Origin of the sequence: Rahnella rivi, assembly GCF_019049655.1 — a bacterium.
Lineage (GTDB): Bacteria > Pseudomonadota > Gammaproteobacteria > Enterobacterales > Enterobacteriaceae > Rahnella > Rahnella rivi.
On sequence record NZ_JAFMOX010000060.1, the window covers coordinates 73,655 to 97,325 of the forward strand.

Annotated in this window: 17 protein-coding genes; 6 read left to right on the forward strand and 11 right to left on the reverse strand. The window is 54.4% G+C overall.

Annotation, left to right across the window (positions count from 1 at the left end; all coding sequences use genetic code 11):
• Nucleotides 1–3 precede the first annotated feature (3 nt).
• The 4 genes from poxB to J1779_RS13460 form a co-directional block, all read right to left on the reverse strand.
• Nucleotides 4–1,725 (reverse strand): ubiquinone-dependent pyruvate dehydrogenase, encoded by a 1,722-nt coding sequence (gene poxB, locus J1779_RS13445; RefSeq protein WP_217203987.1) that lies wholly within the window; start codon nucleotides 1,723–1,725, stop codon nucleotides 4–6.
• 179 nt (nucleotides 1,726–1,904) lie between these two features.
• Entirely contained in the window at nucleotides 1,905–2,918 is a 1,014-nt protein-coding gene (gene hcr, locus J1779_RS13450; RefSeq protein WP_217203988.1) for an NADH oxidoreductase, read from the reverse strand.
• 6 nt (nucleotides 2,919–2,924) lie between these two features.
• Nucleotides 2,925–4,577, reverse strand: coding sequence for a hydroxylamine reductase (gene hcp / locus J1779_RS13455; protein WP_217204034.1), 1,653 nt, complete (start codon nucleotides 4,575–4,577; stop codon nucleotides 2,925–2,927).
• 176 nt (nucleotides 4,578–4,753) lie between these two features.
• The gene (locus tag J1779_RS13460) at nucleotides 4,754–5,653 is read right to left on the reverse strand and encodes a LysO family transporter (RefSeq protein ID WP_122094736.1); all 900 of its coding nucleotides are present in this window, start codon (nucleotides 5,651–5,653) and stop codon (nucleotides 4,754–4,756) included.
• 188 nt (nucleotides 5,654–5,841) lie between these two features.
• Between J1779_RS13460 and J1779_RS13465 the strand changes: the two genes are divergently transcribed.
• Complete coding sequence (locus J1779_RS13465; protein ID WP_136375940.1) at nucleotides 5,842–7,575, forward strand: ATP-dependent nuclease; 1,734 nt, start codon at nucleotides 5,842–5,844, stop codon at nucleotides 7,573–7,575.
• On the opposite strand, the gene J1779_RS13470 is transcribed toward J1779_RS13465, so the two are convergent.
• Nucleotides 7,572–8,561, reverse strand: a complete 990-nt coding sequence (locus tag J1779_RS13470; protein ID WP_217203989.1) for a VirK/YbjX family protein — start codon at nucleotides 8,559–8,561, stop codon at nucleotides 7,572–7,574. The two genes, J1779_RS13465 and J1779_RS13470, sit on opposite strands and share 4 nt — an antisense overlap.
• Nucleotides 8,562–8,848: 287 nt before the next feature.
• Complete coding sequence (cspD, locus tag J1779_RS13475) at nucleotides 8,849–9,070, reverse strand: cold shock-like protein CspD (protein WP_056769224.1); 222 nt, start codon at nucleotides 9,068–9,070, stop codon at nucleotides 8,849–8,851.
• Nucleotides 9,071–9,452: 382 nt separating this feature from the next.
• Between cspD and clpS the strand changes: the two genes are divergently transcribed.
• Together clpS and clpA are read left to right on the forward strand one after the other, a co-directional pair.
• Nucleotides 9,453–9,773, forward strand: coding sequence for an ATP-dependent Clp protease adapter ClpS (gene clpS / locus J1779_RS13480; RefSeq protein ID WP_056769226.1), 321 nt, complete (start codon nucleotides 9,453–9,455; stop codon nucleotides 9,771–9,773).
• A 27-nt stretch (nucleotides 9,774–9,800) separates the two neighbouring features.
• On the forward strand, nucleotides 9,801–12,083 hold the full coding sequence (clpA, locus tag J1779_RS13485; protein ID WP_056769228.1) for an ATP-dependent Clp protease ATP-binding subunit ClpA: 2,283 nt from the start codon (nucleotides 9,801–9,803) through the stop codon (nucleotides 12,081–12,083).
• A gap of 219 nt (nucleotides 12,084–12,302) precedes the next feature.
• Here clpA and infA read toward each other — a convergent pair whose 3' ends face one another.
• From infA to trxB, 5 genes are all read right to left on the reverse strand, one after another.
• The gene (infA, locus tag J1779_RS13490) at nucleotides 12,303–12,521 is read right to left on the reverse strand and encodes a translation initiation factor IF-1 (protein WP_002211347.1); all 219 of its coding nucleotides are present in this window, start codon (nucleotides 12,519–12,521) and stop codon (nucleotides 12,303–12,305) included.
• A 93-nt stretch (nucleotides 12,522–12,614) separates the two neighbouring features.
• Nucleotides 12,615–13,349: a leucyl/phenylalanyl-tRNA--protein transferase gene (gene aat, locus J1779_RS13495; RefSeq protein ID WP_217203990.1), complete on the reverse strand. Its 735-nt coding sequence runs from the start codon at nucleotides 13,347–13,349 to the stop codon at nucleotides 12,615–12,617.
• 52 nt (nucleotides 13,350–13,401) lie between these two features.
• Complete coding sequence (cydC, locus tag J1779_RS13500; RefSeq protein WP_217203991.1) at nucleotides 13,402–15,123, reverse strand: heme ABC transporter ATP-binding protein/permease CydC; 1,722 nt, start codon at nucleotides 15,121–15,123, stop codon at nucleotides 13,402–13,404.
• Between the two features lie 2 nt (nucleotides 15,124–15,125).
• Nucleotides 15,126–16,892: a heme ABC transporter permease/ATP-binding protein CydD gene (gene cydD / locus J1779_RS13505; protein WP_217203992.1), complete on the reverse strand. Its 1,767-nt coding sequence runs from the start codon at nucleotides 16,890–16,892 to the stop codon at nucleotides 15,126–15,128.
• Between the two features lie 137 nt (nucleotides 16,893–17,029).
• Nucleotides 17,030–17,998: a thioredoxin-disulfide reductase gene (gene trxB / locus J1779_RS13510; RefSeq protein ID WP_056769235.1), complete on the reverse strand. Its 969-nt coding sequence runs from the start codon at nucleotides 17,996–17,998 to the stop codon at nucleotides 17,030–17,032.
• A gap of 729 nt (nucleotides 17,999–18,727) precedes the next feature.
• Here trxB and lrp point away from each other — a divergent pair.
• From lrp to lolA, 3 genes are all read left to right on the forward strand, one after another.
• Complete coding sequence (gene lrp, locus J1779_RS13515; protein ID WP_013574775.1) at nucleotides 18,728–19,222, forward strand: leucine-responsive transcriptional regulator Lrp; 495 nt, start codon at nucleotides 18,728–18,730, stop codon at nucleotides 19,220–19,222.
• Nucleotides 19,223–19,344: 122 nt separating this feature from the next.
• Nucleotides 19,345–22,860 carry a DNA translocase FtsK 4TM domain-containing protein gene (locus J1779_RS13520; protein ID WP_217203993.1) on the forward strand — a complete coding sequence of 1,172 codons (3,516 nt, stop codon included), beginning with the start codon at nucleotides 19,345–19,347 and terminating at the stop codon, nucleotides 22,858–22,860.
• 195 nt (nucleotides 22,861–23,055) lie between these two features.
• Complete coding sequence (gene lolA, locus J1779_RS13525) at nucleotides 23,056–23,667, forward strand: outer membrane lipoprotein periplasmic chaperone LolA (RefSeq protein ID WP_122094753.1); 612 nt, start codon at nucleotides 23,056–23,058, stop codon at nucleotides 23,665–23,667.
• Nucleotides 23,668–23,671: the final 4 nt, after the last annotated feature.

Sequence of the window (23,671 nt, forward strand, 5' to 3'; positions counted from 1 at the left end):
GGGTTATCGCAGCCAGTTGGTTTTTGCCAGTTCGACGACTTCATCACCCCGGCCACTTATCACCGCACGCAGCATGTACAGGCTGAAGCCCTTGGCTTGCTCGAATTTGATCTGTGGCGGCATCGCCAGTTCTTCGGTGGCGGTGATCACATCCACCAGCACCGGCCCTTCGTAAGCAAACGCATCCTGCAAGGCGGCGTCAATGTCCGACGCTTTCTCCACGCGGATCCCTTTGATGCCGGCGGCCTCGGCAATGGCGGCGAAATCCGGGTTTTTCAGCTCAGTGCCGTCCGTCAGATACCCGCCTGCTTTCATTTCCATCGCCACAAATCCCAGCACGCTGTTGTTAAAGATGACGATTTTCACCGGCAGCTTTTGCTGCGCCAGCGTCAGAAAATCCCCCATCAGCATGGCGAATCCGCCGTCGCCGCACAGCGCCACCACCTGCCGCGAACGGTCAATCGCCTGCGCACCAATGGCCTGCGGCATGGCGTTGGCCATCGAACCGTGGTTGAACGAACCGAGCAGACGGCGCTGGCCGTTCATTTGCAGATAACGGCACGCCCAGACGGTCGGCGTGCCGACGTCACAGGTAAAGATGGCATCCGATGCGGCGAACCGGCTGATCTGTTGCGCCAGATACTGCGGGTGAATAGCCTGCTTGTCATTCGGCGTCGCCAGTCCGTCGAGATCTTTACGCGCTTCTTCATAATGCTTCAGCGCTTTGTCGAGGAACTTGCGTTCAGTTTTGGCCTGTAACTGCGGCATGAGCGCGGTCAGCGTGGATTTGATGTCACCGACCAGCGCCATATCGACATGACAATGGGAGCCGATGCTGCCCGGATTGATATCAATCTGAATGATTTTCGCGTCTGTCGGATAAAAGGCGCGGTACGGGAATTGTGTGCCGAGCAGGATCAGCGTGTCCGCATTCATCATGGCGTGGAAGCCGGAAGAGAAGCCGATAAGCCCGGTCATGCCGACGCTGTAAGGGTTATCCCACTCGATATGCTCTTTGCCGCGCAGTGCATGCACCACCGGCGCTTTCAGCGTTTCAGCCAGCCTGATCACTTCGTCGTGCGCGCCCGCACAGCCGCTGCCGCACATCATCGTAATATTGGTCGCACCGTTGAGCAGTTCAGCCAGCTTTGCCAGTTCGGTTTGCTGCGGGATCACCCTTGGCAGCACCGGCGGATACCAGCTGATTTTGGCATCTTCAGGTGCGGGTTTAAGCGCGACGTCGCCAGGTAACACAATCACCGACACGCCACGGTTGAGAATGGCTTTGCGCATGGCGATCGCCAGCACCTGCGGCAACTGTTCGGGATTGGTCACCATTTCACAGTAGTGGCTGCATTCGCGGAAAAGCTCGGTCGGATGGGTTTCCTGAAAATAACCGCTGCCGATTTCGCTCGACGGAATATGAGCGGCAATGGCGACCACGGGAACGTGATTGCGGTGGCAGTCGAACAGGCCGTTGATCAGATGCAGGTTGCCCGGCCCGCAGGAACCGGCGCACACCGCCAGTTCACCAGTGATTTGTGCTTCAGCACCGGCGGCAAACGCAGCCACTTCTTCATGACGCGTGCCCAGCCATTCAATGGTGCCCATACGGTTCAGGCTGTCACTCAGGCCGTTAAGTGAGTCACCGGTGACGCCCCAGATGCGTTTAACGCCCGCCGCTTCTAATGTTTTCGCCAGATATGACGCTACGCTTTGCTTCATCTTCAGTTCCCTCGGTGTATTTCATAAAAAAGACTGGGTTAAGCATAGTCCACTGATTACATCCTTGAATGTTCAGCCTTAAACCATACAAAATTATGCAGAGGAGGGGGGTGAAATTTTGTAAAACTGCCCGCTCAGACTGTAAAAAATCATGTGCGGGCAGCGAGTTAACGCGGGGATCAGGCGAGGGTGACGTCGCCCTGAAGCTGACAACTGCAGGCCAGCACATATCCCTGAGCGACGTCTTCATCGGTCAGCGTCATGCGGCTGGTGGTCTGGTAATCGCCGCTAAGTATGCGGGTTTTACAGCTGCCGCACACGCCTGCGCGGCACGCGGCGGTGACCGGTATTTTATGCTGCTCCATCACGGCCAGCAGCGTGGAACCGACCGGCACGCGGTAATTCTGCAACGGCGTCAGGCGGGTCAGCGTCAGTTGCTGATCGGCAGACACCCCGGTTTCCGTCGCCTGAAACTGCTCTTTAACGATGTTATCCGCCGCCACACCGAGTTCTTTCGCCCAGTCGCCCGCCAGTTGCATATAAGGTGCAGGCCCGCAAATCATCACCCGACGTTCACGGATATCCGGCACGTGACTTTGCAGCAAATCCTGGCTCAGCCGTCCGGCGATGTGCCCGGATCCGGCGCCATTTTCCGCAAGAATGGTCAGATCCAGTTGCGGATATGTTGCGCACAGGTGCTGCCATTCCTGCGCAAAGATAATGTCCTGCGGGCTGCGCACGCTGTAAAACACCTGCACACTTTGCGCAGGATGATGCGCCAGAATATCGCGTGCGACAGACATCACCGGCGTCACGCCGCAACCGGCCGCCAGCAATAACAACGGCTGCCGGGTTTCGCAGGTAAATTCTCCCAGGGCGTTACTCAGCCAGACGTAATCACCGGGTTTGATCTGCGTTGTCAGCCACTGTGAGCCTGCGCCGCCGTCGATGCGGCGCACTGTCAGCTGAATAAACGGGCTTTGCCCCGGCGTGGAGGAGAGCGTGTAAGCGCGCTGAACATCGCCGCGCTGGCCGATGTTCACCAGCGCAAACTGGCCGGGCTGATAATCATAAACATCATGATTGATCAGGGAAATTGTCCAGACATCAGGCGTTTCCTGTGCAACCGAATAGACCTGCATACGGTTCTGGCACAGCGCCGTTGGCTGATCGGGGAATAACGGAAAATTCATCTCGGTTTACTCCGGCAGCATGGTTTTCAGATCCTGCTCCACCGAAGTGATTGCACGCAGGCCAAATTTTTCATTGAGGATCGCCAGCAGGTTATCGGTCAGGAAGGCCGGCGCCGTCGGGCCGGTGGCGATGTTTTTCACACCGAGCGACAGCAGGGTCAGCAGGATCACAATGGCTTTTTGCTCGAACCACGACAGCACCAGACTCAGCGGTAACTCATTCACGCCACAACCTAATTTTTCGGCAAGATTTACAGCCAGAATAATGGCGGAATAGGCATCGTTACACTGACCGACGTCCAGCAGACGCGGCAATCCTTCAATGGTGCCGAAATCCAGTTTGTTGAAGCGGTATTTACCGCAGGCGAGGGTCATGATCAGGCAGTCTTTCGGTACGCTGACCGCCAGATCGGTGAAGTAACTGCGTTCGCCGCGGCTGCCGTCACAGCCGCCAATCAGGAAGATGTGGCGCAGTTTTTTGGTGGCGACCAGATCAATAACGGTATCGGCTGCACTGAGCAAAGTCTGGCGGCCAAATCCGACAGTGATTTCCTGTTCGATTTCACTGTAACGGAAACCCGGAAGCTGCAACGCCTGTGAGATGACCTGCGCAAAATCTTCGCCTTCCAGATGCTGCACGCCCGGCCAGCCGACGATGCTGCGGGTCCAGATGCGGTCGCCATAATTGCCGACGTTCGGATCAATAATACAGTTGGACGTCATGACCACCGGGCCGGGGAATTTCGCGAATTCCACCTGCTGATTTTGCCAGCCGCTGCCGTAGTTACCGGCCAGATGCGGGAATTTTTTCAGTTCCGGATAACCGTGCGCGGGCAGCATTTCGCCGTGGGTATAAACGTTGATGCCGGTACCGGCGGTTTGCTCGAGCAGCATCTGCAAATCTTTCAGATCGTGACCTGAAATCAGAATCGCTTTGCCTGCCAGCGGACGGACGTTTACCGCCGTAGGCTGCGGATGGCCGTAGGCATCGGTTTCACCTTTATCCAGGATGGCCATCACGCCAAAGTTCATTTTGCCGATCGCCATCGCGTTGTCGAGCAGTTCGCCCATGTCTGCGGGTTGCGTACCGAGCCACGCCATCAGACGGTGATATTCGGCGTAAATGGCGGTATCAGACTCGCCCAGAACATGGGCGTGTTCCATGTATGCCGCCGCCCCTTTCAGGCCGTACAGACACAACATGCGCAGGCCATGAATGTCATCGCCGATCTGCGCTTTATCACCGTTGAGCGCAAACTGTTGCGCCTGTTGTTGCAGTTCGCTGAGATTATCGCTGACCAGTTCCAGTGCGGCCAGCGGGTGACTGACGGTGATCTCCGGGTCCATCAGGCGACAGCGAACGGCCAGCGATTCACGGTAAAGAATGGCTTCACGGGCATAGCCGACGATACGATCAGAATCGAAGTTCACGTTGGTCAGGGTAGAGAAAAAGGCGCGGGGCGCGAAGCTGTCGATCTCTTCATCGATGATGCCGTAGCCACGTGCCGTCAGCGCCCAGGCGGAAAGGCCTTCTAACACTGCGACCAGTAAGTCTTGTAAATCAGAGGTTTCTGCCGTTTTGCCACACATTCCCTGCGCATACGCGCAGCCATTGCCCGCCGGGGTACGGACTGTTTGTTCACATTGCACACAAAACATCATCAGGTCCTTTTTTAAAGTTGCATTTGAAATGCTTGTTTTAATGCAAGCCTAAGACCGGCAGGCTCAAAAATGAAGGGATTTTCAAAGGAAGTGAGCTGAACTTGATTTATCGCAAGTTTTGCAGGCAGGGAAGGACGTTTCCCGCCGCATCACGCAGCGGGAAAACGGCATCATCAGGCCGAGAAAAAGGCCATCAGAACCGGGGATAACAGGCTGAGCACGAAACCGTGCACCACCGCAGGCGGCACCATATCCAGCCCGCCGCTGCGCTGTAAGACCGGCAGGGTGAAATCCATTGACGTTGCGCCGCACAGCCCCAGCGCGGTGGAACGGCTGCTGCGAACCAGCGTCGGGATCAGCATGATTGCGCACAGCTCACGCGCCAGATCGTTAAAGAATGCGGCGCTGCCGATGACCGGCCCGAAAGAGTCGGTGAGAACGATGCCGGAGAGCGAGTACCAGCCATACCCTGAGGCAAGCGCCAGCCCGGTTTTGAGCGGCAATCCGAGCAGCAGGGCGGCCAGCGCACCGCCGATCAACGCGCTGATCGCCACCACCACCGCCACTATCATGCCGCGGCGGTTAAGGATGATCTGGCGCAGGGTCATGCTGCTGTTGCGCAGCTGGATACCGACCAGCGCCAGCAGGAACAGCAGGGCGAGTTCACTGGCCTGAGAGGCGAAAGTCAGCCAGTGCCATTGCGTCAGGCCGAGCGCGAAGCCACCGATTACCACGCCGCACAGTTTCAGAGACTCCAGCGCCATGTGTAAACGCGACGGTAACTTTTCCTGTTTATGCTGGGTTTTCCACGGACGGCGGCGTTCGAGCAGCCAAAGCGCCGCGTAGTTCATCACAAAGATGCACAGGAAACAGACGGCGGCATATTTGAAAATCAGTAATAAATTGGTGCTGAGATTGTCGAGGAAGGCCAGGCTGATCCCCATAATGAACAGGATGACATACACCATCCAACTCAACATCTGGTTCACAACGTGCAGCAGAGCGCGGTTTTTAACCGGAATAAGGTAACCGAGAATCAACGGCAAAAGAATAATCAACAGGCCGGAATACATGAGATCAAATCCCTGAAAAGTGAGGCTCCCTGAGAGGAGGGCGGCACAGAAAATACCGCCCGTCACGCTAACCAAAAGTTATCTGACTGTAAAGCAGCTTTGCGACACAGAGATCGTCGGGCAGCCTTGACGGAAACCGATTTTTAACGCCATGCTCAGCTAAGTACTGAGCGCACAGGAGGCGTCTGATGTATCTGGAACATATTGATATTGTCGGTTTTCGCGGTATTAACCGGCTCTCTCTGACCCTGACTCAGCCTGCGCAACGGGGGGCATCAATCACCGGCCCGGCGCAGCAGGGGCAGACCGAATCCTTTCTGACCAACACCGTTCTTATCGGCGAAAATGCCTGGGGGAAATCCAGCCTGCTGGACGCGTTGACGTTGCTGCTTTCGCCCGAAGCCAAACTGTATTGCTTCAAAGAAGAAGATTTTTATTTTCCGGCGGGCGAAAAAGAGTCGAAATCGCAGTATCTGCATATCGTGTTTACCTTCTGCGAAAATCAGGCCGGGCATCATATGTCGCCGCGCTTTAATACGCTGTCTCCGCTGTGGGTGAAATGCCCGGATCGTCTGAACCGCATTTATTACCGTCTGGAAGGTGAGCTGGAAGATGACGGCAGCGTGATGACGCTGCGCAGCTTTCTGTCATCCAACGGACAGCCGCTGAATCTGACGACTATCGACCCGCTGGCGCTGGCGTTGATCCGCCTGAACCCGGTCTTACGCCTGCGGGATGCGCGCTTTATCCGCCGGCTGCGCAGTGACACGCTGGCACCGCGACTTTCCACCAATAATGAACAACTGGCGCAGCAACTCGATGAGCTGACGCGCGGGCTGGTGCACAATCCGCAATCGCTGACCAACAGCGAACTGCGCAGCGGGCTGTCGGCCATGCAGCAACTGCTGGAACATTATTTTGCCGAGCAGGGCACGTCCAGCAGCGCGCCGTGGCAGCAGAAGCGTCATGGCCGTGCGGAAAGCCGCCGGGCATGGCGTTCACTGGATAATATCAACCGGATGATTGCCGAGCCGAACAGCCGCAGTATGCGCGTGATGCTGCTCGGCATGTTCTCCACGCTGTTGCAGGCGAAAGGCTCGGTGGTGCTGCATCCGGATGCGCGGCCACTGCTGCTGATCGAAGACCCCGAAACCCGTCTGCATCCGATTATGCTGTCCGTGGCGTGGGGATTACTGGATCAGCTGCCGTTGCAGCGCATCACAACCACCAACTCCGGCGATTTACTTTCACTGGTGCCGGTTGAACAGATTTGTCGCCTGGTGCGCGAGTCATCCCGCGTGGCGGCTTATGCCATTGGCCCGGAAGGGCTGAGTATGGAGGACAGCCGCCGCATTGCGTTTCATATCCGTTTTAACCGCCCGTCGTCGCTTTTCGCCCGCTGCTGGTTGCTGGTGGAAGGGGAAACCGAAGTCTGGCTGCTCAATCAGCTGGCACGTCAGTGCGGCTATCATTTTGAGTCTGAAGGGATCAAGGTGATCGAGTTTGCCCAGTGCGGGTTAAAACCCTTGCTGCGCTTCGCCCGGCAGATGGGCATTGAGTGGCATACCCTGGTGGACGGCGATGAAGCAGGGCGAAAATATGCGGCGACGGTAAAGGCTAACGTTGAGAATCATGATGATAATCTGCGCTACCGCCTGACCGCGCTGCCTTCTCAGGACATCGAATATTTTCTGTATCGGGAAGGTTTTGAAGACGTGTATCGCAAGCATTCCGCCATTGCGGAGAATGTGCCGATGTCGCCGAGACGCATCATCGACAAAGCCATTCACCGCAGCTCAAAGCCCGATCTGGCGATAGATGTGGCGCAGGCGGCTTCGCTGCGGGGAACCTCATCGATTCCCCCGTTGTTGCGGCAAATGTTTTCACGCGTCGCCTGGCTGGCACGCGGCAGGGCAGATTAAGCCGCGCGGCTCTCTTCAGTGAGCACTGGGTGCCCATGTCCGCTGGAAAATGTCTGGCGGATTTGGGTTTCCAGCTCATCTAACAACTGGTAACGGCGGCGATACTCCGCGCGTCGTTTACTGGCAATTTCTTCCAGCGGACGGTGTGTTATCTGGCGCGGCAGATGGAAATAACCGTCCTCGCCTTGTTTGGCGTCCATCGTTTCCCAGAAACTGTCGTAATCCGCAAACACCATACCTTTACGTTTTTTGTAGCGCGGGTTTTCGTAAATGTGGGTGTGATTTCCTACCGCAACAATCTGCATCATGCCCGCCAGCTCAGCCAGCGTGGTCAGCGCTTCAATGACCAGACGTTTCGGAAATAAACCGTGGCAGGCTTTGGTTGCCGTTTGTATTTCGTGATGATCGACGTGCGCACGGGGCCCCTGAAGCGCACCGATGAACAGCGTCGGCTGGCCCTGATAGTGGATAAACGAGAACGTCACAATGGCGATCGGTTCACCCTGCGGGTTGTTGAAGGTCAGCGTTGCTTCACCTTCTTTGTCCAGACGGCTGACCGAATTGAAGGTGATCGCGAAACGTTGCTCATCTTTACCGGTCAGGGTGGCAATCGCCATCGGCTTTTTGCCCAGATAACCGTGGTTAATGGCGTCCGGCAGGCAGTGGCCGATCATGTCGTAATGATCGGTGATGCGTTTCATCGCCTGCTCCGGCGTGATATTGGCGGCCTGATAGACGCGGTGTAACTTGCAGGGCAGGCTCGGCTGCGCCGTCAGGATCTCATCACGTTGCGGATGCTGCGCCAGGTAATCCAGCATGCTAAAGGTGCGGCGCGGATGGGTCAGCGCGCGAAAAAGGAATTTAAAACGGTAGCGCGGCAATTTCCACGCAGGTCCCGGTACCAGACGACGGGAGAGCAGCGCCGTCATCAACTGAAGACCCGAAAGCGGAGCCTTTTCTTCGCATGGGTAACTGAATGTGGTCATGGTATTTACCTGTTGTGTCTGGCCGGATGTCAATAACGGCTATTTCAACAGGCCAACAATAAACAGGGGCGCAACGGGCAAAAAGAGGGAGAGATTGAACGCGATTTGTTGAGATTGTGTTTAGATTTAATTTGTTTTGTGTCGTGTCTTAGCAATCGGTGTCTAAAAAATGTACTTTATTTATCGTTCAGGGCTTGAAGCCTGACGCATTCTCCCCCATAAATAAAAAATGCCAGTCAGTGAGTGACAGGCATTATTTTTTATCCGAACCGCTGTAACAGAACAGGTCAGGCGACCGCTGCACTTTCCACTGGAATAATGAGGCTGGCATGATTCCCCTTCGGGCCTTCATGAACATCAAAGCTGACCTGCTGGCCTGCCTTTAATGTCCGGTAGCCCTCCATCTGAATGGTGGAGTAGTGAGCAAAAATGTCTTCTCCGCCACTTTCCGGGCAGATGAAGCCAAAACCTTTAGCATTATTGAACCATTTCACTGTACCCGTCAGCATGCTTCTTCATCCCTCTCATGACTAGTCTGGTCGTTAGCGTGAAAGCCAGTTGGGTGAGCGGGAAGACCAGAACCTGGCCAGTGATGGCCTGTTCAAAAGACGTTCAGCTCACGAATTTACACTCTAGTGGAAACGGTTTAGAGATCAAGGAAACGGCATTTGTCATAAGGGGGCAGATAACCAAACTTTGAAGCAGGTAACGCTATTGACATATTTTGTTAAATATATGCCAGCGGGGCTGATGGCAAAGAGGACATTTTGTGCAGCGGCACCGTGACGCAAGAGATGGTAAAATGGGGAAATAGCCGCGTGAAGCCCCGCAGAAAGCTTTCACGTCAGGTATTTAGCATCCAATACGATCTTCACAGGTGACGAGCAGGCAATGGGCGACAAACAAGACTGGCTAAATTTTGAACATTTGACGGCGAATAAGCAAAAGGATGAGGTAAAACCGCCATCTATGTATAAAGTTATATTAAACAACGACGATTACACTCCAATGGAATTTGTGATTGACGTTCTGCAAAAGTTCTTTTCTTATGATATTGAACGTGCAACGCAACTGATGCTCCAGGTGCACTATAGAGGCAAAGCGATATGCGGCGTTTATACCGCCGAAGTCGCCGAAACCAAGGTCGCACACGTAAATGAGTACGCCAAGGAGAATGAGCATCCGTTGCTGTGTACGCTGGAAAAAGCCTGATTAAGGCAATCTATTTGGGAGGTGCCTATGCTCAATCAAGAACTTGAACTCAGTCTCAACATGGCTTTCGCAAGAGCCCGTGAGCACCGGCATGAGTTTATGACCGTGGAGCACCTGTTGCTGGCGTTGCTCAGCAACCCTGCTGCCCGTGAAGCGCTTGAAGCTTGTACAGTCGATCTGGTGGCATTACGCCAGGAGCTGGAAGCCTTCATCGAGCAAACCACACCCACCTTACCCGCCAGTGAAGAGGAACGTGACACCCAGCCTACGCTGAGTTTCCAGCGCGTTCTGCAACGTGCGGTATTCCACGTGCAATCTTCTGGCCGCAGTGAAGTATCCGGCGCTAACGTTCTGGTCGCGATTTTCAGCGAACAGGAATCTCAGGCTGCCTATCTCCTGCGTAAACATGATGTCAGCCGCCTTGATGTGGTGAACTTTATTTCGCACGGTACCCGTAAAGATGAATCGGGTAGCCAGGCGCCAAACAATGCGGAAAACCCAGTTAACGAAGAGCAGTCGGCGGGGGAAGATCGTATGGAGAACTTCACCACTAATCTTAACCAGTTAGCGCGTGTAGGTGGCATCGATCCGCTGATTGGCCGTGACAAAGAACTGGAGCGCGCCATTCAGGTGCTCTGCCGTCGCCGTAAGAATAACCCGCTGCTGGTGGGGGAATCCGGCGTAGGTAAAACCGCAATTGCTGAAGGTCTGGCATGGCGAATCGAGCAGGGCGACGTGCCGGAAGTAATGGCCGACTGCACCCTGTATTCTCTGGATATCGGTTCTCTGCTGGCAGGCACGAAATACCGTGGTGATTTTGAAAAACGTTTCAAATCGCTGCTCAAACAGCTGGAACAGGATAAGAACAGCATTCTGTTTATTGATGAAATCCACACGATTATCGGTGCCGGTGCGGCGTCCGGCGGTCAGGTGGATGCGGCTAACCTGATCAAACCGTTGCTGTCGAGCGGGAAGATTCGGGTGATCGGTTCGACGACGTACCAGGAATTCAGCAATATCTTTGAGAAAGACCGTGCCCTGGCGCGTCGCTTCCAGAAAATTGATATTACTGAACCGACCGTCGAAGAAACCGTGCAGATCATCAATGGCCTGAAAACCAAATACGAAGCGCACCACGATGTACGTTATACCGCGAAAGCGGTGCGTGCGGCGGTGGAGCTGTCGGTCAAATATATCAATGACCGTCACCTGCCGGACAAAGCCATTGACGTTATTGATGAAGCAGGCGCGCGCAGCCGGTTAATGCCGGTCAGTAAACGCAAGAAAACCGTTAACGTCAGCGACATCGAAAGTGTGGTGGCGCGTATCGCCCGCATTCCGGAAAAAACCGTGTCAGCAACCGATCGCGATGTGCTGAAAAATCTCGGTGACCGCCTGAAAATGCTGGTCTTCGGGCAAGATCCTGCCATCGAAGCCCTGACAGAAGCGATCAAAATGAGTCGTGCGGGTCTGGGTCAGGATCGCAAACCGGTCGGTTCCTTCCTGTTCGCCGGTCCTACCGGTGTGGGTAAAACCGAAGTGACGGTTCAGCTGGCGAAAGCGATGGATATCGAACTGCTGCGCTTTGATATGTCGGAATACATGGAGCGTCATACGGTAAGCCGTTTGATCGGTGCACCTCCGGGGTACGTTGGCTTTGATCAGGGCGGCTTACTGACGGATGCTGTACTTAAACATCCTCACGCGGTGGTGCTGCTCGATGAAATCGAGAAGGCGCATCCGGATGTCTTCAACCTGCTGTTGCAGGTCATGGACAACGGTACGCTGACCGATAACAACGGGCGCAAAGCTGATTTCCGTAACGTGATTTTGGTGATGACCACGAACGCCGGTGTACGTGAAACTGAACGTAAATCGATTGGCCTTATCCATCAGGACAACAGCCCTGACGCTATGGAAGAGATCAAGAAGGTGTTTACACCGGAGTTCCGTAACCGTCTGGACAACGTGATCTGGTTCAACCATCTGTCTACCGATGTGATCCAGCTGGTGGTCGATAAGTTTATCGTCGAACTGCAGGCGCAACTGGATGCCAAAGGCGTCTCGCTGGAAGTCAGTGATGAAGCCCGTGACTGGCTGACCGTGAAAGGTTATGACCGTGCGATGGGCGCGCGTCCGATGACCCGCACCGTGCAGGAAAACCTGAAAAAACCGCTGGCCAACGAACTGCTGTTTGGTTCACTGGTAGACGGTGGCTCGGTATCTGTGGCGCTGGATAAGGAAGCCGATAAGCTGACTTACCACTTCATGAGCGCGCAGAAGAAAAAGCCGGAAGGTGCGGTGCATTAATTTTCATCGGTGATGAAAAAACAAAAGGCGATGTGAAAACATCGCCTTTTTTCTTTCCGAAATTCTTTATTTAATTGCAGGAATCAGTGAGGGATTTCAGAAAGGATAGTGGAACACATGCCGAATTGCGGATACCACAAAACGCCCTTGCAAGTGCAGGAAGGGCGAAGAGGGTATCCTCGGGTATCGCCGGAAAATCAGCGATGAGTGAGCCGTTTATTAACGGCTACGGAAGACAATGCGGCCTTTGCTCAGGTCGTACGGGGTCAGCTCTACAGTGACTTTGTCGCCCGTCAGGATGCGGATATAGTTCTTACGCATTTTACCGGAGATGTGTGCGGTAACTACGTGTCCGTTTTCTAATTCTACGCGGAACATAGTGTTTGGCAGCGTATCAAGTACGGTGCCCTGCATTTCAATGTTGTCTTCTTTGGCCATCGAATCCTCTAGGTCTAACTACCATAGTTTTTAACCGGCAAGATAATGCCGAAAAACCCACATTATGTAAAGAAGTATGGTTCATGACCGCACCTATTCCCTATCCTTCGGAAATACCGGCAGGTCTTCATCATGTGGGGATAAGTCTTGTGGCAACCAGCAATCCGGTGCTAACGCGCGTTGCGAAAGTTCGGATAACTGCTGCAAAAATTGGCGGCGGGGGATCTCTCTCGCACCCAGCGACGCAGTGTGAGGGTTGAGCACCTGACAGTCAATCAGTTCTCCACCATTGCGGGAAAAATGTTGGCAAAACATCATGAGCGCGCACTTGGAGGCATTTTCACGGCGGCTAAACATCGATTCACCGCAAAACAGACTTCCGACGGATACGCCGTACAAACCGCCGACCAGCTCATCACCCTCCCAGACTTCGACTGAGTGGGCATGCCCGGCCTCGTGCAATTCCTGATAACCGCGCTGAACCAGCGGGCCGATCCAGGTGCCTTCTTCACGTTGCATCGCACAGGCGTGGATCACCTGCTCGAAACGTTGATTGAGCGTAAAACGAAAAGGCATCTTACGCATGAACCGCTGCAAACTCCGGCTGATGTGGCGCTCTTCAGGGACTAAAATTGCGCGCGGATCGGGTGACCACCAGAGGATCATCTCTCCGGGCTCAAACCAGGGGAAAATGCCATGCTGATACGCGGAAAGCAAACGTGGTGAGGTCAGGTCGCCACCGATAGCCAGCAGGCCGTTCGGGTCCTGTAACGCAGTATCAGGATCCGGAAAATGAACAGAACTGGCTTCGAGTTTAACTAACCGCATAGATCTCCTTATCCGGCGGCTGGCAGGCCGCCACATAAATCAGTTACAGACATCAGCCGCGCGCAAGAAAACGGGCGTACCGGCCGTGTGAGGCAGCTAACGTCGGGTGATCACCTTGTTCCACAATCTCGCCTTCTTCCATCACACAAATTCTGTCGAGGTTTTCAAGACCTTGTAAACGGTGCGTCACTAAGAGTAGCGTTTTATTTTCACAATGCTTGTGCAGCAAGGCCAGAATATGGTTTTCCGTTTCTGCATCCAGCCCTTCGGTGGGTTCGTCCAGCAACCACAGCGGGCCGTTATGCAGCAGGGCACGCGCCAGGCCTAAACGGCGCTGTTCGCCGCCTGAAAGCTGACGGCCACCCTCTCCAAGCCATGCGTTCAGGCCTTCGTCTTCAAGCAGAACATGTAAATCCACCTGCCTGAGTGCCTGAGCAAGCTGGTCATCGGAGCGTTGGGGAGAGGCCATCCGCAGGTTTTCACGCAGCGTATTATTGAAAATATGCACGCGCTGACTGACGACGGTGATCATCTGACGCAGCGACGCTTCATCGTAGGTCGTTATCGCATGACCGTTAATGCTCAATGCGCCGCTGTTGATATCCCAGCCGCGCGTCAGCAGTTGCAACAGGGTCGATTTGCCACAGCCAGTCTGGCCGAGAAGGGCGATGTGCTCACCGGCAGCCACTTCCAGCGTAATATTTTTAAGCACCGGCAACGGCTGTCCGGGATAAGTGAAATTCACGTTTTTCAGTGACAGAGTGACGTGTTCTGCGGCCTGCGGACCTTGTGCCGGGAAAGTGACATCGGCAGGCTGATCGATGATCTGACTGACACGCTGCGCCGAGGCAATCACCTGACCCAGATGCTGGAAAGCCGCGGCGACGGGCCCCAGCGCTTCGAAAGCAGCCAGCGGGGTAAACACGAACAACGCAATCAGTGCGCCGGGATTTGCGATTGTCCCGATCCCGCCGGCAGCAAGCCACAGCATCAGCGTTACGGTCAGACCCGCCGCGGCAATGACCACCGCCTGTGACAGCCCGGTGAGCCTGGCTTGTTGCTGCTGGCGCAGCATCCAGCGCCGTTCGATATCATTCAGTTTCTGTCGGAACCGCGCTTGCGCGCCGAATACCACCAGTTCTGACTGGCCCTGTAACCATGACGTCAACTGCATCCGGTAATCACTGCGCAGAGCGGTCAGTTCGCGTCCGGCGGGTTTACCTGCGCGATAGAACATCACCGGCAGGAGCAGCATCAGAACCATCATAATGCCGCCGAGCGTCAGGGCCAGTTTCACGTCAAGGAAACTCAGCCCAAAGGTCACCAGCGCAATGACCACCAGAGCGCTGATCAACGGAGAGATAACACGCAGATACAGGTGATCCAGCGTATCCACATCGGCGACCAGCCGGTTCAGCAGATCAGCCTGACGAAACCGCGCAATGCCACCCGGCGAGAGCGGCATAATTTTAGTGAAAGTGAACACGCGCAAATGCGCCAGTACACGGAAGGTCGCATCGTGGCTGACCAGGCGTTCCGCGTAACGCCCCGCAGTACGAAAGATTGCAGCACCGCGCACACCGGCTGCCGGAAGCATGTAATTGAACGTGTACAACCCGGCGATACCGGCGACGGCAGAGGCCGCCAGGAACCAGCCAGAGAGCGTCAGCAGGCCAATGCTGGCGAGCAGGGTCACAATCGCCAGAATGATACCCAGTGAGAGACGGAACCAGTGACGGCGATACAGGGCGAGATAAGGCAGTAGAATTTTCATGATTACAGCTCCTTACTGCGCTGAGACAACAGGCTGGCAAATAATCCGCCCTGAGCAACCAGATCAGGGAAGGTGCCACGCTCAGCGATCTGACCTTTGTCCATTACCCAGATTTCATCATAGTCACGGGTGTCCTCCAGCTGATGGGTGACCAGCAGGGATGTCTGGGCTTCAGACGCTTCGTTCAGCGCGCTCATCACGCGTTTTTCGCTGTGCGCATCGAGGCTGGCGGTAGGTTCGTCCAGCAACAATAATTCGCAGGGAGAGAGCAGGGCACGGGCCACGGCGACACGCTGTGCCTGACCGACCGACAACCGTGCCGCACTGTCGCCCAGTTCGGTTTCAAGCCCCTGAGGCAGCAGCGGTAAAAATTCACTGACATACGCACGCTCTATGGCTGACTGGAGTTGCTGCTCGCTGACATCCGGCTGATTCAGCAGAATATTGTCACGCAGGGTATGTTCGGGCAGATGTGGATTCTGTCCGACCCAGCTGAGCCGCTTACGCCATTCCTCATTGCGCAAGGTTTTCAGTTCAATGCCGCTGACCGTCAGCGATCCCTGATAAGGCAAAAAGCCCAGCAGGGCATTGAGCAGCGAGCTTTTTCCGGCACCGCTCAGCCCTACAATCGCAATGCGTTGGCCAGGATGAATGTTGAACGTCAGCGGGCCGGCGAGCGTTTTGCCCTGCGGCGACTGAATCAACATCTCACGGGCGTGCAGTGACACTTTCTCACCCTGTGGCCAGTTCTGGCTGCCGTCGCCCATCTCTGCACTTTCGGCTGTCAGGAACGTCACCAGACTTTCGGCTGCACCCACCGCCTGCGCTTTGGCATGATAAAAGGCACCCAAATCACGCAGCGGCTGGAAGAATTCAGGGGCGAGGATCAGCACCAGAAAACCGGCAAAAAGGGTGACCGGCGTGCCATAGCTGCCGAAATTCAGTTCGCCGAGATAAGAGAAACCGAAGTAAACCGCCACAACGGCGATAGAGATTGACGCGAAAAATTCGAGTACGGCGGAGGAGAGGAAAGCCAGGCGCAGTACGTCCATGGTGCGCGCACGAAAGCTTTCGGTAGAGCGTTTGATCTGTTCGATTTCCGCAGTGCCGCGGTGGAAGAGGCGAAGGGTGTCGAGGCCGCGCAGGCTGTCGAGGAAGTTGCCGCTCAGACGCGCGAGGGCGACAAAATTGCGACGATTCGCATCGGCAGCACCCATACCGACCAGCGCCATGAAAATTGGGATCAGCGGCGCAGTGACCAGCAGAATCATCCCTGCCGCCCAGTTGATCGGGAAAATGCTGACCAGAATCAGCAGCGGAATGATCCCTGCAAGAGCGATTTGTGGCAGATAGCGGGCATAGTAATCCTGCATATCTTCGATTTGTTCAAGAATGATGGTCGCCCAGCTGCCCGCCGGTTTGCCCTGTATCCAGGCTGACCCTAGTTTTTCCAGACGGTCGAGCACTAATTTACGCATCTCCTGACGAATGACACGTCCGCAAATAAAGCCCACCTGTTCCCGCAGCCAGCTCACCACGGCACGCAAAACAAAGGTCAGCGCCATCAGCAGGAAACTTTGCAGCAAGTCTTCACGGGGCGTGTGCTGGATAATCAGGTTGTGCAGCAGACCGGCCATCAGCCATGCCTGCGCCAAAATCAGTAAACCCGAGAGTAAACCCAGCATCATAGACAGACGGATCCAGCCTTTGGCGCGTGAGCTTTGTTGTTTTAACCAGCGGATAAGTTCTTGTTGTCGTGTTTTATTCATCAGGCATCAGTCTGTGCAGCTATCCGGTTCGGAGGCTGAACATGTTACATGCTGAGGGGAGAAAACAAAAAGAATAAGGCGGCCAGATAGCCGCCTTATTCATCAGGATGATGGAAAATAAATCGCAGAAAAGAGGATTACAAATCCGGTGCTTGCGATAAGCCATCCAGATAACGCTCAGCATCCAGTGCGGCCATACAACCGGTCCCGGCGGACGTGATCGCCTGACGGTAGATATGGTCCATCACGTCACCCGCGGCAAAAACACCCGGGATGCTGGTTTGCGTGGCATTTCCGTACGAGCCGGACTGCACTTTGATGTAGCCGTCTTTAAGCTCAAGCTGGCCTTCGAAAATGCCGGTATTCGGGCTGTGACCGATAGCGATAAATACACCCGCGACGTCAACCTGAGATTTTTCATCGGTACGGACATCCATCAGGCTTGCGCCAGTCACGCCCATCTGATCGCCAACCACTTCGTCCAGCGTTTTGTGGGTGTGCAGAACAATGTTGCCGCTGGCGACTTTGTCATTCAGGCGATCAACCAGAATTTTTTCAGCACGGAAACTGTCGCGGCGGTGAATTAAATGGACTTCTGAGGCGATGTTAGCCAGATAAAGCGCTTCTTCCACAGCGGTATTCCCGCCGCCCACCACGGCCACTTTCTGATTGCGGTAGAAGAAACCATCGCAGGTGGCACAGGCTGAGACGCCACGGCCTTTAAACGCTTCTTCGGATGGCAAACCAATGTAACGGGCAGAGGCGCCGGTGGCGATGATCAACGCATCACAGGTGTATTCGCCGCTGTCGCCCGTCAGGCGGAACGGACGATTTTGCAGATCCACCTTATTGATATGGTCGAAAATGATCTCGGTGTTGAATTTAGTGGCGTGCTCATGCATGCGATCCATCAATGCCGGACCGGTCAGACCTTCGGGATCTCCCGGCCAGTTTTCCACTTCGGTGGTTGTGGTCAGCTGACCGCCTTTTTCCACGCCGGTAATCAAAACAGGATTGAGGTTGGCGCGCGCTGCGTAAACCGCGGCGGTATAACCTGCCGGGCCAGAACCTAAAATCAATAATTTACTGTGTTTAACCGTACTCATGGGCAATCTAACTCCGCGATGGTGACTAGCGATAAGCGATTGTAGGGAAAACTGCGTGTTAAAAAAAGCAAACTCAGATGTTGTTAGCGATTTGTCTGATAGTTTTTACTGCGCAACCGGCGTAAAAAGGATTTCGCGCTTCACCATGTTTCAGGTAACTGATTGATGGTAAGCATAAAAAACCAGCATGTCTGAGTGTCGGGATAGTCTGGACGTTGTCTATAACACGCTAAAATAGCCACATATCACGGTAATTTGTAGGGATATGGCTGAAATAACGTGTGAACGGAATTGTTATTGTTCAAAGAGAAAAGATAGCTAAAAAGGGGGCGGTGGCTTTTCAATCTGGCACGTTCTTCTGATTTTGCTTCTTTTACTTTGACAATCCGCTGTGCATTTGCGAAAACATCAGGGTAAGAAGAAATTAACTGCCTGTCAGTGACTTGAATTTATCCAAATGGCTGCTACCCGACCCGTTCTGGTGTTGCTTTTGGGTTTTTGTGTTGCCGCAGGGTTTGGTGAATCAGATTGGTTGTTTCCAATCTATTAATTCCACAGAGTTATTTCTTTTGAGTGTCCGGTTTTGGCCGTGTTCCTTATGACAGGGGATAAACACGGCTTTTGGATGCGTAAACCTTAATAATCGGGTCTTCGCTTGGGACAACCCTTAGACATTGAAGTTGGCTGGGGTAGGCAGGTGCAGGGAAGGACAGCAGAGAGACAATAATAATGGTAGACAACAAAAAACGTCCGGGAAAAGATCTCGACCGTATTGACCGTAACATCCTCAACGAACTTCAAAAGGATGGCCGGATTTCAAACGTCGAGCTTTCCAAACGTGTGGGATTATCTCCAACGCCATGTCTGGAGCGCGTTCGTCGTCTGGAACGTCAGGGCTTCATTAATGGTTATACCGCACTGCTTAACCCACATTATCTTGATGCATCGCTGCTGGTTTTTGTTGAGATAACCCTCAACCGCGGTGCGCCGGATGTGTTTGAGCAGTTCAATGCGGCAGTACAAAAACTCGAAGATATTCAGGAGTGTCATTTGGTTTCAGGGGATTTCGACTACCTGTTGAAAACCCGCGTACCGGATATGTCTGCTTACCGTAAGCTGTTAGGTGAGACATTGCTTCGTCTGCCGGGTGTTAACGACACCCGTACCTATGTGGTAATGGAAGAAGTGAAACAGACGAATCGCCTGGTCATCAAGACCCGGTAATTGTCAGGTGCAAAACCTTGTAACTTTAGCTACACTCCTGTGTATCTATACAGCTATGGCGCCGGGGTCAACTCTCGGCGCTGTTGCTTTTTCTCAGTTCACAGGAACCTGGAGAGCCTTTCTTGAGCCAGGAATATACAGAAGATAAAGACGTTACCCTCAAAAGACTGAGCAATGGCCGCCGTATTGTGGAGGCGTTGCTGGTTGTGGTGGCGATATTTGCTGCGTATTTGATAGCAGCACTGGTGAGTTTTAACCCCTCAGATCCAAGCTGGTCGCAAACCGCCTGGCATGGGCCTATTCATAACTGGGGTGGCGGCGTTGGCGCGTGGATGGCGGATACGCTGTTCTTCATCTTTGGCGTATTTGGTTACGCGATCCCCCCTATTATCCTGTGTTTGTGCTGGGCGGCTTTCCGTCAGCGCGATAATCAGGATTTCATCGACTATTTTGCCTGGTCGCTGCGTCTCATTGGGACGCTGGCGCTTATTGTCACGTCTTGCGGACTGGCCTCAGTCAACATCGATGACCTCTATTATTTCGCCTCAGGCGGAGTGATCGGCAGTTTGCTGAGCACGGCGATGACACCATACTTTAACAATGTCGGTGCCACGCTGGTTCTGCTGTGTGTCTGGGCTGCCGGACTGACGCTGTTTACCGGCTGGTCATGGCTGACCATCGCTGAGAAAATTGGTGGTGCAGTGCTCGGTGTCACTAACATTGTGACCAACCGTTCCCGCCGTGACGACGATGAATATTATGACGACGAACACGATGATCCGTTGCTGGAAGAAGGGGGTGATGCAAAACCGGTAGCGCATGCTGCTCCGGCAACGGTTGCAGCGACAGCGGCAACCGCATCACCTGTGGTAGCCGCGCCTGCAGATGCAGATGCAGATGCAGATGAAGATGACGTGCTGTTCTCGGCCCCGTCAGTGAATGAATCTGCCCCTCAGCCCGCAGTGGCTGATGCCGTGCCGGTGGCTGAAACGTCGCCCGTTGCACCTGAGGCAGTCAGTCGTTATGCCGCAGAGCCGCCGGTCGCGAATATTGCACTACCTCCTGCAGCCCATGAACCAGCCGCGCCGCCGTTATACAGCTTCGAAATTCCGGAAGAAACACCGGTACCGCGCCATCCTCAGCCTGTTCAGCAATCGCCGTCGCCGGTGCAACCTGAACACAATGAAGATGACGGGCCACGTATGGGTAACTGGCAGACCGCGGCGGAACACAATACCCGTTCGCCGTTTGACTTCAGTTCTCCTACTCCTGACAGCGCTCACGCTGCGAGTGTGGCTGCCACGGCAGCGCTGGCAACCGGTCTGGCGCAAGCCGGGCAGTCTGCTGCGTCCACTGCCGGTAATACTTTCATGCCTGCATTCAGCGCCGTCAGTGATGAAAATCCGCAGGTCAAAAAAGGTTTTGGCCCTGAATTGCCAAGACCGAACCCTGTGCGGATCCCGACGCGTCGCGAGCTGGCATCCTACGGGATAAAACTGCCTTCTCAGCGTATGGCTGAGCAGCAAGAGCAAACGGCGCAGCAGAGTGCCACTCAGGAACCTGTCTATCAGGACGAGCAGTCTCTGGCGGATGAAGCTGCGATGCAGGAAGCCGCATTACGTCAGGCGTTTTCCGATCAGCAGCAACAGCGTTACGGCGAAACGGCTGCGCAAGATGAACCTGATGATGAGGCGGCCTTGCAGGAAGCGGAATTACGTCACGCATTTGCTGCACGTGAACAGACCCGTTACCAGCAAGACGTTGAGCCGCAAAGTGGCGTAGTTCAGCATCATCATTCTCAGGCAAATGATCCACAGCAGCAGCGGGCAGAGTCCACAACGTCTGCAGCGGATGATTTTGCTGCGGCGGCCATGAAGCTCAGCCAGCATGACGCATTCAGCTTCTCGCCAATGGCTGATCTGGTTGACGATACGCCTTCCGAGCCGCTGTTTACCTTGTCCGCGCAGGCAGAAGAAGAACCGCAGCCCGCAGCATTTGCACAGGAACCTTACCAACGGCCGCAATCGCCTCAGCCTGTGCAACATGCGCAAGAGTATGAAGCGCCGCGCCAGTCACCGCCTGCCGCTAAACCGGATATGGACAGCCTGATCCACCCGTTCCTGATGCGTCATGAGCAGCCGCTGGTAAAACCTACGACGCCATTGCCGTCACTGGATTTACTGACGTCTCCGCCGGCAGAAGCTGAACCTGTGGATGAGTTTGCGCTTGAGCAAATGGGTAACCTGATTGAAGCGCGACTGAACGATTATCGTATCAAAGCGGACGTCGTCGGCAAATTGCCGGGGCCGGTGATCACCCGTTTCGAGTTGGATCTGGCACCGGGTGTAAAGGCAGCGCGCATTTCGAACCTCTCGCGTGACCTTGCGCGTTCGTTGTCTGCTGTCGCAGTACGCGTTGTGGAAGTCATTCCAGGCAAACCTTACGTGGGCCTTGAGTTACCGAATAAAAAGCGTCAGACCGTGTATCTGCGGGAAGTGTTGGACTGCGCTAAGTTCAAAGACAGTCCTTCGCCATTGACTATCGTATTGGGTAAAGACATTTCCGGTGAGCCTGTGGTGGCTGATCTGGCGAAAATGCCGCACTTACTGGTGGCGGGTACCACCGGTTCCGGTAAATCGGTAGGCGTTAACGCCATGATCCTCAGCATGCTCTATAAGGCTACGCCTGAAGAAGTGCGCTTCATCATGATTGACCCGAAAATGCTCGAGTTATCCGTGTATGAAGGTATCCCGCATTTGCTGACGGAAGTGGTTACCGATATGAAAGACGCCGCTAATGCACTGCGTTGGTGTGTCGGTGAGATGGAACGCCGCTACAAACTGATGTCTGCGCTGGGTGTCCGTAATCTGGCCGGTTATAACGAACGTATTCAGGAAGCGGAAGCCATGGGCCGCCCGATCCCTGATCCATTCTGGAAGCCAGGCGACGGAATGGCTGCTGAGCCGCCATTCCTGGGCAAAGAGCCATTTATCGTCGTGCTGGTGGATGAGTTCGCTGATCTGATGATGACCGTGGGTAAAAAGGTGGAAGAGCTGATTGCCCGACTGGCCCAGAAAGCCCGTGCAGCAGGGATCCATCTGGTGCTTGCCACCCAGCGTCCGTCGGTTGACGTCATCACCGGCCTGATTAAGGCCAACATTCCGACCCGTATTGCGTTTACGGTATCAAGCAAAATTGACTCCCGTACTATCCTCGATCAGGGGGGAGCAGAGTCTCTGCTGGGAATGGGTGACATGTTGTATATGGCACCTAACTCATCGATACCCGTACGTGTTCACGGTGCGTTTGTCCGCGATCAGGAAGTGCACGCTGTTGTGCAGGACTGGAAAGCGCGCGGGCGGCCTAAATACATCGAAAGCATCATTTCCGGTGGCGATGATGGTGAAGGTGGCGGGCTGGGTCTGGGTGATGATGAAGAACTTGATGCGTTGTTCGATCAGGCAGTTGCTTTCGTTGTTGATAAGCGTCGTGCTTCAATCTCCGGCGTACAGCGTCAGTTCCGTATCGGTTACAACCGTGCAGCGCGAATCGTTGAGCAAATGGAAGCACAGGGGATCGTGAGTACGCCGGGCCATAACGGCAACCGTGAAGTACTGGCACCCCCTTCGCATGAATGAGCCTTGTCTGAACTGCTCGTATTAGGTTAAGAAGGGTCGCGAAAGCGGCCCTTGTGCAAAGATGCGTAAAACACATGTTTTTCAGATGATTGAGCTACCGCCGGGGCGCCGCCTCGGATAGAGTTCGCACCATACGTCTTTTGCCAGTGTGAAAGGCATCGTCTGAGTTTTTGGATCCCTGAGGTAATAATAAGAATGAAAAAATTGTTAATGGTAGGGTGTTTACTGACTGCATTCACCTCCGCTTCTGTTTTGGCGGATGCCAGCAGCGATCTTAAATCCCGCCTGGGCAAACTGAACACCTTCCACGCCAGCTTTACGCAGACCGTGACCAGTGATGATGGCGCCGCTGTTCAGCAGGGCGAAGGTCAGCTGTGGGTAAAACGTCCGAACCTGTTCAACTGGCATATGACCACGCCAGATGAAAGCATTTTGGTTTCCGATGGCAAAACCCTGTGGTTCTACAATCCGTTTGTTGAGCAAGTGACTGCAACCTGGTTGAAAAATGCGACCGGTAACACGCCGTTTATGCTGATCACCCGTAACGACAGCAGTGACTGGGCGAAATATAACGTGAAGCAAAAAGGCGATGATTTCGAATTAACGCCTAAAGGCGCAACCGGTAATCTGAAGCAATTCACCATCAATGTGACGCCGACCGGCACCATCAAGAGTTTCTCGGCTATCGAGCAGGACGGGCAGAAAAGCGCTTACGTTCTCAAAGGTGAGCAGAATGCGACCGTTGACGATGCCAAATTTAAATTTACTCCACCACAAGGTGTGACGGTGGACGACCAGCGTCAGTGAGGCC